The following is a 14,730-nucleotide window of genomic DNA, read 5'->3' as shown; positions in this document are numbered from 1 at the left end:
AAGGTATCTGAAATGAAGATAATATAGTATTTTTTTTATAAAAATGAATATGGAGGACGATATGCGGCTGCTGGTTGTGGAAGACGAGAAGGATTTGAACAGTATAATCGTGAAGAATCTGGAAGCGGAAGGCTATATTGTCGATTCATGCTACGATGGTGAGGATGCCGTATTATTTATGATGAGTATAGATTATGACGCAGTTATTCTGGATGTGATGATTCCGAAGATGAGCGGATTTGAAGTATTAAAAAAAGTGAGGGAAATGAAAATTGAGACTCCTGTGCTATTTTTAACCGCTCGTGACAGTGTGGAAGATATCGTATTCGGGCTCAATATCGGGGCAGATGACTATATGGTTAAGCCGTTTTCTTTTGATGAACTGATGGCAAGACTCAGGGTGATCGTAAGAAGGAAGCCTGAAGTGAGAGAAAATATATATACATGTGGAGATTTAAGCCTGAATGTCAATACGAGACAGGTAACAAGACAGGGAAAAGAAATATCTTTGTCTCCAAAAGAATATGCGATTCTGGAATGCCTGATTCGCAATAAAAACATTGTTCTCACGAGAGCGCAGATTGAATCGAACATATGGGATATGGATTATAATGGTGAATCGAATGTTATCGATGTGTATATTCGGTATCTCAGAAAAAAGATTGACGAAGGTTTCGATGAGAAGTTGATTCAGACAGTCAGAGGGGTAGGGTATATGCTGAAATGCGACGAATGAAGAAGATGTCCATTGCAAGATACATTTCTATGCATTTTATAGGGATAACATTTGCGGCGGCAGTGCTGATGGCGCTGTTTATTACTTATTTTTCAAATGTGGCTATTGAATCTGATTTTAAAAAGCAGATTCGAAAGGAATCCAGATATGATTATATCAATATCAAGGAAAAAAAGGGAGAGATCAGAGTTTCTGATGATTTCGTTTATGAGGATGAAGGTATAGTCAAAGTGATTCTTGACGCCGAGGGGAATCTGGTCAAGGGTACTTATCCGGATGAGAGACTGGAGAAATTAAAGCCCAGACCCAAAATGGTCCGGGAAGTAAGATGCGGAAGGGTAAAATATTATATTTATGATCGATCGATTATAAAAGGCGATGAAAACGGTAATTCAAGGGTGGTAGCGTATATCAGAAGCATGGTGAACAGAGGTAATCTTTCAAGCGGTTACCGGACTTTGAAATATGCTTCTTATATATGCGCAGCTGCTATTGTTCTTATCGCTACTGTTCTGGCATCGGTTTTTTCAAGACGTATAGTGGTTCCACTCAGGCAGATCTGCGATACTTCGGAGAAAATCGGTCTGGAAAAAGATTTATCCAAGCGAATAGAATATGATGGAATGTTTCGTGAGATAGAGATTCTTGCCCAGGCCAATAACAGGATGCTGGACAGGCTGGAGGAAATGTTTGAAAAACAGAAACAGTTTTCCTCTGATGTGACTCATGAACTGAGAACGCCCGTGGCTGTTATCATGGCGCAGTGCCAGTATGCGAGAAAGCATATTAATAACAAAGAAGAATTTGATGAAGCGATTTCTCTGATTGAACGGCAGGTAAAAAAAACCAATGATATTATTTCACAGATTTTACAGCTGGCACGTCTTGATCAGGATAGAATACGTATAGATTTTGAATATGTCGATGTGAAGGATATTGTGGAAGAAGTCTGTGATAATGAAAAGCTTCATGATGAGAAAAATATTGATCTTCGTCTTTCGCTGGAGAATGCGGAGGCCAGGGTGGATGTGGGGCTGATCATGGCCGCCATACGAAATGTCATTAATAATGCATTAAAATACAGTTACGAGAATTCTGTCGTGGATGTAGTTCTGAAGAAAAGGGACGGCGCGGTGGAACTGATGGTCAGGGATTATGGAAGGGGAATGAGCGAGGAAGAGAAAAAACACATTTTTGACAGATTTTATCGGGCCGATAAAGCGAGAAACTCAGAAGGATTTGGACTGGGACTCTCCATAACAGCGAGAATCATGGAGATTCATTCCGGAACAATTACGGTGGAAAGTGAGGAGAAAAAAGGAAGTACCTTTTATCTGACGATTCCTGAGAGAATTTAATTTTACTTTAATCTTGATGTATTAAAGTAAAAAAGATTATTTAAAGGGATACGAGAAAGAGGTCAGAGAATGAAAACATTATATCTTCATATAGGAACTTCAAAAACAGGTACCACCTCTATTCAGCATTTCTGTACAGAGAACGCTGAGATTTTTGAGAAAAAAGGATATAGTTATCCGATATTTCCACATAAATTCAAATACACCAATATTATGAGAAATGCTCATTTCCTCGCACACAGAGCATACAATGAGGACGATAGCAGGAATCTTCTGGAGGAAGAACAGTATTTTCGTCAGGGTATGGATTTTGTGCTGGACAGCTTTAAAAAGGCGGATAATGTTATTTTGTCAGACGAGGGTATCTGGAGTGTGATTTTTAAGGGAGAGAAACCGGAGCTTCTGAATAAAATCATGAAAGAGGCGAGTGAGCATAACTATGCCGTAAAGGTGATTGTTTATCTGAGAAGACAGGATGGGATGGCAGATTCCTGGTGGAATCAGAAAATAAAAGTCGGCGGACGTTTATTTTCTACTATTTCATGGGAAGAGTATGTGAAGAATCCGGTTAATCCGGAAATGAATTATTACAGGCCGTTGAAATTGGTAGAAGAAGCTGTCGGCAAAGAAAATATGATCGTCCGTCGCTTTGGCAGAAAGTATTTCAAGAATGGTTCTCTGTTTGAAGATTTTGTCGATGCCTTAGGAATGGAATACAGCAGTCGTTTCATTGTATCTGAGGGACAGAGAAATATCAGTCTTCTGGGCAACGCCCATGAGATTAAGAGAGTGCTCAATACTTTGCCGGAACTGTCAAATGCAGATAATACATTTTTCCGGAGAATTACTGCAGGAATGTCTGAACAGCGTCCTGATCTGAAGTCTGAGACTATGTTTTCTTCGGAGGAAGCATTGGAATTTATGGAGCAGTACCGGGAAAGCAACCGGAAGATCATGCAGGAATATTTTGGAAAAGATGAAGATTTATTTGATATGGACTTTTCCGGAAATAAAAAATGGGTTCTTGACCATACAGAAATGGAGAAAGATATAATCCTGTTTATGGGAAGAGCCATTGTGGAACTCAGAGAAGAAAATAAGGAACTTAAAACGAGAATGGGGGAAATGGAGAAGGAGATGGTCCGGAATAAAAAGGTTTTGAAAGAACTGCAGGAAAAAAAGACCAATCCGTTAAAATCTTTTCTTTCCTCAGCGAAAAAGGATGGACAAGATTAGTATATCCCCATGAGTCAGTTGGTAACACAGAATTTAAGAGAGAAAGTATGAGTCGCTTTGAAAAAAATACATAAAAACTGAGTATACATTGAAAATCCATGAAAGGAGACGTAATTATGAGACGTAATACCATCTTTTTAATGGAAAAAAACGTGGAGTACATTAAAGAGTTTTGCAGATTTTTTGAGAATGACTACAACGTATTGTGTTCTTCTGACGGGGAAAAAGCAATGGAAATATATGCGGAGAATAATACAGGTATTCATCTGATCATATTGGATAATAATGTTTGTGCAAAAAAGAGATGTGAGATTCTGGAAGAAATACGTGCGTTTTGTGATGTGCCGGTCATTGTTCTTATGGAAAATGAGGAACCGGAACTGCAGATCATGGCGTACAGAATGGGAGCGGACGAATGTGTATCCGGTGAGATTTCATTCCCTCTGTTAAAAATGAAGATAGAAGCTATCATAAAAAGGGTCTATGGGACGGATAATTTTATTAAAGAGGGAATCCTTGAACTGGATCTGGATAAAAGAACCTTGAAGGTAGATAATGAATATATCGACATTACTATAAAGGAATTTGAGCTGTTATCTTTCTTTATGCGCAATAAGCATGCCATTCAGAGCCGTGACCAGATTATTACGGCTGTGTGGGGAATTAATTATGAAGGAAGCGACCGGGTGGTGGATTCTCTGGTGAAGAAATTGAGACTGAAGCTTAAAGGAGCTTCCGATTATATTCATACGGCTTACGGTATGGGATATTATTTTGAACTGCCGGTGAAGGAAACGGCATAAAAATAGATTTTATAGTTTGCAATTTTGAGAAATTAAATTATAATCTATTTATAATTTAATTCTCTGTATAAAAGCGGGGAAAATGATGAAAAAGAAAGGGTCAGCAAGATGAAAACTTTATATGTTCATATAGGAACGCCTAAGACGGCTACCACCTCTCTGCAGCATTTTTGCGATGAGAATGAAAAGATTCTGGAGGAACAGGGATATTGTTATCCGATTTTTCCCCACAAATTTAAAGGCGTGAGCATTACAAGAAATGGTTCTTTTCTTGGATGGGTTTCTTCCAGCAAGCCGGAAAAGAGAAATAAACTGGAGGAAGAGAAGTATTTCCGTCAGGGTATGGATATGGTTCTTGATAATTTCCGTAAGTTTGATAATGTCATTTTGTCAGAGGAAGCCACATGGAGCGCAGCTTTCCGGAGAGGAAAAGATTATATCTGGGAGAATATTCTGAAAGAGGCGAAAGAACACGGATACGGGGTTAAAATTATCGTTTATCTCAGAAGACAGGACAGCCTTGCCGATTCCTGGTGGAAACAGAAGGTGAAGGTAGGAAGAAGAATTTATTCTACTTCTTCCTGGGAAGAGTTCGTCAGTGATCCTTCCCAGCTGGAGTTTGATTATTACAGCGCCGTCAAAAAGATTGAGGCTGTTTTCGGAAAAGAAAATGTCATTATCCGACGTTTCGGCCGGCAGTATTTCAAGAACGGTTCTATCTATGAAGATTTTATGGAAGCGCTGGGCGTAAAATATGACAGTCGTTTTGTGATTTCAGAGGGCAAGAGAAATAACAGTCTTTTTGGTAATTCTCATGAAATAAAGAGAGTTCTCAATATGCTTAAAATGAACAAGGGAGACAGACTGTTCTTTAAGAGAATTGTCCGGACCATATCGGACAATCATACAGATTTAAAAGGGGAGACCATGTTCTCCTCTGAGGAAGCCCGCCAGTTCATGGAGCAGTACCGGGAAGGCAACCGGAAGCTCATGCAGGAATACTTCGGTAAAGACGAAGACCTGTTTGATATGGATTTCTCCAAAAATAAGAAATGGGTTCTTGACCATACTGAGATGGAGAAGGATATTATCACTCTCATCGGTCATGTGACCGTTCAGCTCCGTCAGGAGAACCGGGAACTTCAGTCCCAGATTCAGGATATGAAGAAGGAATTGGCAGCCTGCAAAAAGAAACTGGAGGAAAAACCGTCAGCCGGCAGGAACCCGATTCGGTCGGTGATCTCCGGGATAAGGGGAAAAAAATAGAAAACAGAAGGCATTTGATAAATCATAAAAAATGAGAATATCAGAATGATAAAGAAGGCAGCAAATCAGAGAGAATTCTGATTGCTGCCTTTGACTTTTATATTTATAAAAAAATGAGAGAAATTACTGGTCAGAATTGGAATCGGCCTCTCTCTGTTTTTTTAATTCACGGCGTCTGTTTGCCAGAATGTCTGATAATTCTTTCAGAAGTTCATCGTCGGTTTCTTCTTCCACCAGCGCGGTAAAAAGATGAGACAGAGCTGATGATGCGGACTTCTGTTCCTGTTTTACCTGGAAAAGACTCCACTGATCTCTTGTCATGGTCGGTTCAAAGGTACGCGCATAGTTCTTTGTTGTCTTTTTGAAGCCTGCTACCTTGATCATTTCTTTTTTCAGCAGGGAGTTGATCATAATATGAATGTAACTCGGCTTCCATGTGCGGCCGGCACATAATTTTACGATTTCCGTTGAAGTGAGAGGTTCTTCGCTGTCCCAGAGAAGGTCAAGAACCTGTTTTTCGCTGTCTGTTAATTTTTTAATTTTTTGTCTCATGTGATTACCAATCCCTTCTAGGTATGAAATTATAATAGGATTTTTATTACGTGTTTTTATAATATACTAGTATAAACAATTTTTCAATGAAATAAACATTAAAAAATTATTAACCATTTGTTTTATTAAAATATTTATCTATAGAAAAGTCAAGAGTTAAAATTTTTTCATACATACACTATACTAAATTGTCTGTTTTGTTTAAAAATGATAAATATTTTCCATTTACTTGTCAGGCTGATATGCTATAATTGTAAAAGTAATTGAGAATAAGTATCGGTTACGATAATTTCAAATGGGAAAATTATTTTAGGAAATCATTTTATTTACAGCCTGTTATCTCCATTTTTGTATATAGCAGGATCTATTTAACTTCTATTTTCTATTATATCCATAATTTTATTTAAAAATGAATATGAAAACATATTTACAGAACAGGAGAAAAGAATGAACAGGATATCCGGAGGCGGACATGGGCAGAGAGGATTCGGGCACAAACACGGCGGTTCGATTTTGTCAGTGGATTATTTTGCCTATGCGTCTGCTTTAAGAAAATGGAATGCGTCCTTTAAGGTGGTATTTGCCATAATAAGCCTTTTGCTGTGCATTATACTGGACAATATTTATGTTTCCGCAGTGGTGATTTTGGTAATGGGATATCTTACGGTGGTGATCGGGGGACTGTCTTTTCACCATTATATTTCTATGATGCTCATCCCTATAGTGTTTTTAATATTTGGAAGCATTGCCATCGCCGCAGGGTTTTCACTGGAGCCGGTGGGACAGTATCAGTTCAGAGTGTTTCATTTGTTTTACATATATTGCTCGGATTATAGTCTTCTGCGGGCGGCGGAGCTTATATTAAAGGCTCTGGGAGCTGTGAGAGCTCTTTATATGATGACGCTGACGACGCCTCTGGGGGAACTCATTACAGTGTTTAGAAAAGCGCATGTTCCAAAGGTGATCGTGGAATTGATGAACATGATATACCGTTACATTTTTATCATGATGGAAACGCACAGCCGGATGAAAAATTCGGCGGAATCCAGACTTGGATATGTGGATTTCAGAACTTCCTGCTATTCTTTTGGACAGGTGGCCAGTAATCTGCTGATTGTGTCACTGAAACGGGGAAATGATTATTATAATGCTCTGGAGTCACGGTGCTATGATGGCGAGCTGCGTTTTCTGGAAGAAGAGAAACCGGTAAAAGGGAAACAGGTTGTGCTGGCAGCGGCGTTTGTCCTGGTTCTGTTGGGAATCAGGATTCTGACCGGAAGTTGTTAAGATTTCCGCGTTTTTGAATCAGCATTAATTTAAGAAAAAATTGGACAGATTAAGGCAGTGTGAAACAAGATGAATTTGTTTAAGAAGAAAAAAGAACTACATAAGGAAACGGACGCCCCTATCTTAGAAGTACGGGATCTGCATTTTACCTATAATGATGAAAAGCATGCCCTGAACGGTGTAGATCTGAAGATTTATGAAGGTGAAAAGATTGCTGTGCTGGGGTCCAATGGAGCGGGAAAGTCGACATTTTTTCTGAATATCAACGGTGTGCTGAAGCCTCATGAGGGAGAGATATTTTATCGTGGAGAGAAAATCACAAAAAAGAGATTAAATCATCTGCGAAAGAATGTAGGTATTGTGTTTCAGGATGCGGATAATCAGATTATCGCTTCCACGGTTATGGCAGAGGTTTCTTTTGGACCCATGAACCTGAAGCTTCCCAGGGAAGAGGTGCTGCGCCGGGTGGACAAGGCTCTTGATTATATGAATATAACAGAGTTCCGGGATCGGCCTCCTCATTATCTGAGCGGCGGAGAGAAGAAACGTGTCAGTATCGCGGATATTATCGCCATGGAATCGGAGGTGATTATTTTTGATGAACCGACGGCAGCTCTGGATCCTCTCAATGCACAGATGCTGGAAGAGGTTCTCCACAAAATGGGGCAGGAGGGCAGGACGATTCTTCTGTCAACCCATGATGTGGATTTTGCCTATCGCTGGGCGGAGAGGGTGATCGTGTTCTGCCAGGGAAAAGTGATTGCGGACGATACGCCGCTTCGTGTATTTAAGCAGGAAGAGATATTGAAAAAGGCTAATCTGAAGCATCCGGTATTATTTGATGTTTATGATATTTTGAGGGAAAAAGGGATAGTTCCTGACGGAGATTTGTATCCGAAAAATGTGCAGGAATTTGAGACAATGATGAAAAGCCTGTAATCAGGTAAAAATAAAGGAAAAGAGGAGAAAATGATGTTAAAAAGAAAAGAAAAGCTGAGTATCCTGGGGTTTGCTCTATTAGTTATGATCGCGGTGGCGCCTGTGTCAAACGCCATGCATATCATGGAAGGATACCTTCCGCTGGCTCATTGCATTTTGTGGATGGTCATCTGTATCCCATTTCTTGTGATTGGTCTGCTTAATATTAAGAAAACGCTGGGAGAGGACAGGAGAACGCTGATGCTTCTTGCTCTGACAGGAGCCTTTGTGTTTGTACTTTCTTCTCTGAAGATTCCGTCTGTAACCGGAAGTTGTTCTCATATGACCGGTACAGGACTGGGCGCGATTTTGTTCGGCCCTTGTGTGACCAGTATACTCGGAATCATTGTTCTGTTATTCCAGGCTGTTCTGCTTGCTCACGGCGGGCTGACTACTCTGGGCGCCAACTGCTTTTCCATGGCCATCGCGGGACCGATCCTGGCTTATGCGGTATATAAACTGTTAATAAAAATGAATGTGAATAAAAAAGTGACAGTTTTTCTTGCCGCTTTCCTGGGAGACTTGTTTACATATTGTGTAACCAGCGTGGAACTGGCGATCGCTTATCCGTCTGAGGTTGGCGGATTCGGAGCTTCCGTTATAAAATTCCTTGGAATCTTCGCCACCACACAGGTGCCTCTGGCAATCATTGAAGGTATTCTTACGGTTGTCATTGTGATCGCGCTGGAGACATATGCCAGAAATGAACTGAAAAGTCTGAGCTTTTAACATATAAGAGATAATTCTGATGTGTGTTGAAATAATTAAGAATACATCCGGTTTCCGGGCTGGTATGATCGGAATCCGGTGAAAGGGGAGTATAAAATGAGTAAGAATACAAAAACAGTGATTATATTGCTGGTCATTGCGGTTTTGATCGCCATCGTACCTTTATTTGCGCTTCGCAACGCTGAATTTGGCGGCTCAGATGACGCGGGAAGCCAGATGATTTCCGAGATACAGGGAAAAGAATATGAGCCTTGGTTCACACCGGTGCTGGAAAATGCTCTGGGCGGGGAGCTTCCGGGAGAAGTGGAAAGTATGATATTCTGTGTGCAGACAGGTATAGGCGTCGGTATCGTTGCCTTTGTGCTGGGCCGTTATGTGGAACGGAAAAAATGGACGGATAAACTGCAGAAAGAGAATAAAGGGAATAACGTGGAGCAGAACGCCAAGACGGACATGGCGTGATACATTTTCCACAAAATAAAATCCGGAGGCCTTCACAGCCGCCGGATTTTTATTCATTTTATGAAACTCAATTATTGTTCTATCATTTCCTCGATGGCGTCTACGGTCTCCTCAGCTGTGCTGCACACCCGGAAAAGGGTCAGTGCCCGCTCGCGGATAAATCCCTTTTCGGTACATTCCTTCAAGAAAAGGATCATGTCGTCATAGTAGCCGTCTATGTTGTAAATTGCGATTGGCGCAGACTGCCTTCCCAGTTCCACCAATGTAAGTATCTGAAAGAATTCATCAAAAGTGCCAATGCCGCCGGGAGCAATGACGAAAGCGTCAGCGTGGCTTTCCATGACATCTTTCCGCTGGCTCATGGTTTCTGTACGGATAATTTCCGTACAGTTTTTGTTGATGATTTCAAATTCATCCATAAAGTTTGGTACAACGCCGATGACGGTTCCGCCTTCCCGCGCGGCGCCGCGGGCACAGGCGCCCATAACTCCGCTGGCGCCTCCGCCGTATATAATCTGGTGGTGACGACGGGCAATCTCTTCTCCAAGCTTTTCTGTTTCTGTGATAAATACAGAGTCGATCTTATCGCTGGCGGCTCCGTATACGCATATGGTCATTTTACCCATAATCAAGACCTCCATTTCTGCTGTTGTCTGTAAAACAAATTCAGCATATATGTATTAAAATTATACCATTCAAAAGAATGAAAAACAACAGCAGACAAAGTCTTTTCATGAAAAACATATATTTTTCATATATTTGCCCGTCCGCAGAAAAGCCGTGAAATCTGGAAATATTTTAATCAGGAAGTTTACAAATACGACGGCCATTGTATAATAACAGAAAAAAGATGACAGGAAGTAAGTATCTGAAAAGAAGGAGGCAGAATGTGAGATATCATATAAGATTTATGAATCAGAATACAGAGATTTTTGTGGAGAGGGGAACGTTGGCTCAGGCATGCGCCGGAGCAGGTTATCCGCTTAATCTGGTCTGCGGAGGAAAGGGTACTTGCGGTAAATGTAAGATTAAAGTGAAAAGAAACGGAGTACTGACGGAGGTTCTGGCCTGCAGGGAGAAAGTGCGGCAGGATGAGGAGGTGTATCTGGAAGAAAATGACTATATTCATGAAGGAAATGTTCTCACAAAAAGCAGTTTGTCCGGCGTTGGTTTTTGTCCGTCCGTGAGGAAGGTGTATCAGAGAAAAGAGGAGCTCATGCCGGAACACAGCGGCTCTTTTCTGGCGTGTGCGGGCATTCCGGTCATGCGGAAGTTTGCTGCGTTCAGTGCGGATTATGATTTTGAAGGATGTACTTTTGTATACTATGAGGACAGAATCATCGACGTACAGGAGGGAAACACGGTAAATGTTTGTTATGGAGCGGCAGTTGATATAGGAACCACCACCGTCGTGTGCTATCTTTATGATCTGGCAAATAATCATCTTGTGACAACAAAGTCAGGGCTTAATAAGCAGATTATTCATGGGGCCGATGTGATAGCGAGAAATGCTTTTGCCCGGGAGTGTCCGGAGAATCTTGAAGAATTACAGCGGCTCATTCAGGAAACGATCAATGGGATGCTTGATGAGGCGATGGAAGAGAATCCGCAGATCAGGGAGAATCTTTACCATATGGTTATCTGTGGCAACAGCACCATGCAGCATTTGTTTTACGGGCTGAATCCGGCAAATCTTGGCGTGAGACCCTTTGCTAATATCACGGCGGAACCGGTCGTCAGCAGCGCAAAAGAGGCGGGTATAAACATTGCGCCGGAGGGTGTGGTGGAATTCCTGCCGCTGCTGGGAGGCTTTGTGGGAGCAGACACGGCCGCTGTCCTGCTGACGCTGGAAGAGGACGAAAAAAAATATATCATGGTAGATCTTGGAACTAATGGGGAAATAGGCGTGGGAAACTACGACAGATTTCTTATTGCATCCACTGCCTGCGGGCCGGCATTGGAGGGAGGAAATATTGCCTGTGGTATGAGAGGCGCCGCGGGAGCCATTGAAACAATCTCCATTGATGGTGATGAGGTCAAACTGAAAGTGATTGGAAATACCAGTCCCGCAGGATTATGCGGTTCTGCTGTCATCGACGCTGTGGCGGAGCTCCGGAAGGTGGGACTCATTGATGAAACAGGTCTTCTGCTTTCCGCTGAGAAGTATGAAAAGACACATCCGGGAAGTCGTCTCTGTGAGAGACTTCGGGAAGTGGGAGAATATAATATGGCATTCTTTTTTACGGATGGAGAAAACGCAGTTTATCTTAGCCAGAAGGATATCCGGCAGATTCAGCTTGCAAAAAGCTCTATCTATTCCGGCTGTATGACTCTGCTGGCAGAGTATGGCATGACGCCTGATGATGTGGATTCTCTGATACTGGCAGGCGCTTTCGGCAACTACATAGATATCGATAATGCTCTTTCTATTGGCATGCTGCCGCCTGTAGCCAGAGAAAAGATCCTGTCTGTCGGCAACGGCGCTGGCAAAGGGGTACAGGCATTGCTTCTGGATTCTTCCTTCCGCAGAAAGCTGCAGAAGATACGGGCAAACAGTACGCACATTGAACTGGCAGACAACCAGAACTTCATGGAGCAGTATATAATGAATATGAATTTCAGATGAGAAAGGCAAAGATATAAGCAATAGAAGCTGTATACACTCGATTTTTCTTGCAGTTTCCAGGGTTTGAATATATAATAAATTAACGTGTAATAATTATGTAATAATCTATAACACAAAAGTGAAAATACCGCACAGAGACCTGCAGATGCCGGAGAGGGACATGGCGGCGGTAGGGCGGTATCTGAAAGGAGTAAATGTGAAAAAAATATTGATGCGCTCGGCTATGCCTTTTGGGGAAGAACGTACCATTTCCGAGATCCTCATAGAGAATCTTATTGGAAACAACACCGGTAATCTGATTTTCCAGTCCAGCCTGGCGCGGGCAGTGATGACGGGAGATACAGAGATTACCACCATAAGGACAGATTTGATATATTCAGAGGAACAGGTGGAACGATGGAACGCGGAATATGATATGTTTTTGATTCCGCTGGCCAATGCCTTCCGCACCACATTTAAAAAAGAACTGAAAATGCTCACAGACCTTGTGAAGCGTCTGACCATCCCTTGTGTGGTCGTGGGCGTGGGACTTGCCAGAAGCCTGAAGTCGAATAAATGGACTTTTCTTCATGATGAGGAATCCACAGCTTTTGTGCGGGCGGTTCTGGAGAAGTCTTCCATCATCGGCGTGAGGGGTGAGATCACAGCAGAATATCTGAAACAGAAAGGGTTCCGTCCGGAGAAGGATTTCACTGTCATCGGATGTCCCTCACTGTATATGTTTGGAGATGCTCTTCCGGTACCGAAGCAGACGGAGCTCTCTCCAAAGTCAAAGGTGACCATGAATTTTAAAGCAGGTCTGCCGGAGAATCTGTATACTTTCCTGCGGGAGCAGGGAGAACGTTTTGACCATTCTGTTTTTATTACGCAGGTGATTGAGGAGATAAGAACGGTCTACGTAGGAGAACCGTATTTTACTGAGGAGAATAAAGATAAGATTCCGGCAGATTATCCTATGCATTTCGATCACCCGATGATGCAGGATGACCGGATCGTCGGGGTTTTGGATATTGATTCCTGGTTCAATTTTCTCAGTCAGCAGGATTTTAACTTTGGCAGCCGTATTCACGGAAATATTGCCGCGGTTCTTGCTGGTGTTCCGTGTTATATTTATGCGGGGGACTGCAGAGTAAAAGAACTGGCGGATTTTCATCATATCCCGTGTATAACAGCAGGTGATCTTGAAGACGGAATGGATGTGATCGACATGTATGAGAAGGCAGATTACAGCCGTCTGCATACAGGACATAAAGATCGTGTGAGTCATTATCTTGATTTTCTGGACGTCAATAAGGTGCCGCGGCTTTCCCGGGAACAGCTCAGTGGAGCGGACACGCCTTTTGACCGTATGAATGCGCAATTGAAGAAACCGGGACTCATTCATCCGTTTCCGGTAGCCGGCACGTTACAGCAGGAGCGGCGTCTGGCAGAATATTTCGGAAAATACCGCCGGGAAAGTATGGAAACTCTCCAAACAGCGGATAATCAGAGTAAGAAGATCGCTTCTTTAAATAAGGAGAAGGAAGTGCTTCAAAGGGAGCTGGCGGAGATAAAAAACAGCCGCCTTTATAAAATAAAATCTTTCATGAAGCGTTAACATTTCAGTGATATAATAATTGCGACGGGATGCGGCAGGTGTCCCGGAATCGTTAATACCAGAGGCAGGGGCCGGGAAAGCTCCTTCTCTGTTGTTATATATTTTACTATTAATATTTTCTGACGCCGGGAGCCTGTGGAAAATGTACAGGAGCCCGCAGGCGTCCCGACAAATCTACAGAATAGGAGTAAGATTCATGAGTGATATGACACATCTTGATGCGTTGGAAGCGGAAGCGATATACATCATGCGTGAGGTTGTAGCAGAATGTGAGAAGCCGGTAATGCTGTATTCCATCGGTAAAGACTCTTCTGTCATGCTGCACCTGGCTTTAAAGGCATTTTATCCGGAAAAACCGCCGTTTCCGTTCCTTCACGTGAATACCACATGGAAATTTAAGGAAATGATTGAATTCCGCGATAAAACAGCAGAAAAATACGGCCTGGAAATGATTGAATATATCAATCAGGACGGCGTTGCCCAGGGAATCAACCCGTTTGACCATGGCGCAGCATATACAGATATTATGAAGACTCAGGCGTTAAAGCAGGCTTTGGATAAATACGGATTTACCGCAGCTTTCGGCGGCGGCCGGCGTGACGAGGAGAAGTCCCGTGCCAAGGAGCGTATTTTCTCTTTCCGTAATTCCAGCCATGCATGGGATCCAAAGAATCAGCGTCCGGAAATGTGGAAGCTTTATAATACACAGATTCATCAGGGTGAGGAAATGCGTGTTTTCCCAATTTCCAACTGGACAGAGTCAGATATCTGGCAGTATATTAAGAGAGAAAATATTGAGATCGTACCGTTATATTTTGCAGCGGATCGTCCGTTTGTCAGAAGAGACGGCAATATCATCATGGTGGATGATGACAGAATGCGTCTGAGAGAGGGCGAGAAGATTGAACATGGAAGTATTCGTTTCCGTACTCTCGGATGCTATCCGCTGACCGGTGGTATTGAGAGTACAGCAAATACTCTGGATGCTATCATCGATGAAACTCTGAGTGCTGTATCGTCAGAACGTACCAGTCGTGTGATCGACAGTGACGGCGGAGCAGCCAGCATGGAAAAGAGAAAGAGGGAGGGTTACTTCTAAA

General features: G+C 42.4%; 14 protein-coding genes. 12 read left to right on the top strand and 2 right to left on the bottom strand.

Annotated elements, in window-relative coordinates:
• Positions 1-61: 61 nt before the first annotated feature.
• From B5F87_RS11635 to B5F87_RS11615, 5 genes are all read left to right on the top strand, one after another.
• Positions 62-736, top strand: coding sequence for a response regulator transcription factor (locus tag B5F87_RS11635; protein ID WP_087281221.1), 675 nt, complete (start codon positions 62-64; stop codon positions 734-736).
• Entirely contained in the window at positions 724-2,094 is a 1,371-nt protein-coding gene (locus B5F87_RS11630) for an ATP-binding protein (protein ID WP_087281220.1), read from the top strand. Before B5F87_RS11635 ends, B5F87_RS11630 begins: the two co-directional genes overlap by 13 nt.
• Before the next feature lie 69 nt (positions 2,095-2,163).
• Positions 2,164-3,330, top strand: a complete 1,167-nt coding sequence (locus B5F87_RS11625; RefSeq protein ID WP_087281218.1) for a hypothetical protein — start codon at positions 2,164-2,166, stop codon at positions 3,328-3,330.
• A gap of 116 nt (positions 3,331-3,446) precedes the next feature.
• Positions 3,447-4,133: a response regulator transcription factor gene (locus B5F87_RS11620; RefSeq protein ID WP_158097037.1), complete on the top strand. Its 687-nt coding sequence runs from the start codon at positions 3,447-3,449 to the stop codon at positions 4,131-4,133.
• A gap of 108 nt (positions 4,134-4,241) precedes the next feature.
• The gene (locus B5F87_RS11615; protein ID WP_087281214.1) at positions 4,242-5,399 is read left to right on the top strand and encodes a hypothetical protein; all 1,158 of its coding nucleotides are present in this window, start codon (positions 4,242-4,244) and stop codon (positions 5,397-5,399) included.
• Between the two features lie 123 nt (positions 5,400-5,522).
• Here the strand turns inward: B5F87_RS11615 and B5F87_RS11610 are convergent, their stop codons facing one another.
• The gene (locus tag B5F87_RS11610; RefSeq protein ID WP_087281212.1) at positions 5,523-5,951 is read right to left on the bottom strand and encodes a BlaI/MecI/CopY family transcriptional regulator; all 429 of its coding nucleotides are present in this window, start codon (positions 5,949-5,951) and stop codon (positions 5,523-5,525) included.
• A 447-nt stretch (positions 5,952-6,398) separates the two neighbouring features.
• On the opposite strand from B5F87_RS11610, the gene cbiQ reads away from it, so the two are divergent.
• The 4 genes from cbiQ to B5F87_RS11590 all read left to right on the top strand — a co-directional run bounded on the left by cbiQ (position 6,399) and on the right by B5F87_RS11590 (position 9,407).
• Entirely contained in the window at positions 6,399-7,238 is an 840-nt protein-coding gene (gene cbiQ, locus B5F87_RS11605) for a cobalt ECF transporter T component CbiQ (protein WP_087281210.1), read from the top strand.
• 69 nt (positions 7,239-7,307) lie between these two features.
• Complete coding sequence (locus tag B5F87_RS11600) at positions 7,308-8,177, top strand: ATP-binding cassette domain-containing protein (RefSeq protein WP_087281208.1); 870 nt, start codon at positions 7,308-7,310, stop codon at positions 8,175-8,177.
• A 33-nt stretch (positions 8,178-8,210) separates the two neighbouring features.
• Positions 8,211-8,945, top strand: coding sequence for an energy-coupling factor ABC transporter permease (locus B5F87_RS11595; RefSeq protein ID WP_087281206.1), 735 nt, complete (start codon positions 8,211-8,213; stop codon positions 8,943-8,945).
• A gap of 96 nt (positions 8,946-9,041) precedes the next feature.
• A complete protein-coding gene (locus B5F87_RS11590; RefSeq protein WP_087281204.1) occupies positions 9,042-9,407 on the top strand; it encodes a cobalt transport protein CbiN in 366 nt (121 codons plus the stop codon).
• A 71-nt stretch (positions 9,408-9,478) separates the two neighbouring features.
• Here B5F87_RS11590 and B5F87_RS11585 read toward each other — a convergent pair whose 3' ends face one another.
• On the bottom strand, positions 9,479-10,033 hold the full coding sequence (locus B5F87_RS11585; RefSeq protein ID WP_158097036.1) for a TIGR00730 family Rossman fold protein: 555 nt from the start codon (positions 10,031-10,033) through the stop codon (positions 9,479-9,481).
• Between the two features lie 263 nt (positions 10,034-10,296).
• On the opposite strand from B5F87_RS11585, the gene B5F87_RS11580 reads away from it, so the two are divergent.
• The 3 genes from B5F87_RS11580 to cysD all read left to right on the top strand — a co-directional run bounded on the left by B5F87_RS11580 (position 10,297) and on the right by cysD (position 14,729).
• The gene (locus B5F87_RS11580; RefSeq protein WP_158097035.1) at positions 10,297-12,033 is read left to right on the top strand and encodes an ASKHA domain-containing protein; all 1,737 of its coding nucleotides are present in this window, start codon (positions 10,297-10,299) and stop codon (positions 12,031-12,033) included.
• A 160-nt stretch (positions 12,034-12,193) separates the two neighbouring features.
• The gene (locus tag B5F87_RS11575; protein ID WP_158097034.1) at positions 12,194-13,630 is read left to right on the top strand and encodes a polysaccharide pyruvyl transferase family protein; all 1,437 of its coding nucleotides are present in this window, start codon (positions 12,194-12,196) and stop codon (positions 13,628-13,630) included.
• A 196-nt stretch (positions 13,631-13,826) separates the two neighbouring features.
• Entirely contained in the window at positions 13,827-14,729 is a 903-nt protein-coding gene (cysD, locus tag B5F87_RS11570; protein ID WP_087281195.1) for a sulfate adenylyltransferase subunit CysD, read from the top strand.
• Position 14,730: the final 1 nt, after the last annotated feature.

Source organism: Eubacterium sp. An3 (assembly GCF_002159465.1).
Lineage (GTDB): Bacteria > Bacillota > Clostridia > Lachnospirales > Lachnospiraceae > Anaerobutyricum > Anaerobutyricum stercoris.
This window is presented reverse-complemented; position numbering and strand designations above follow the sequence as displayed.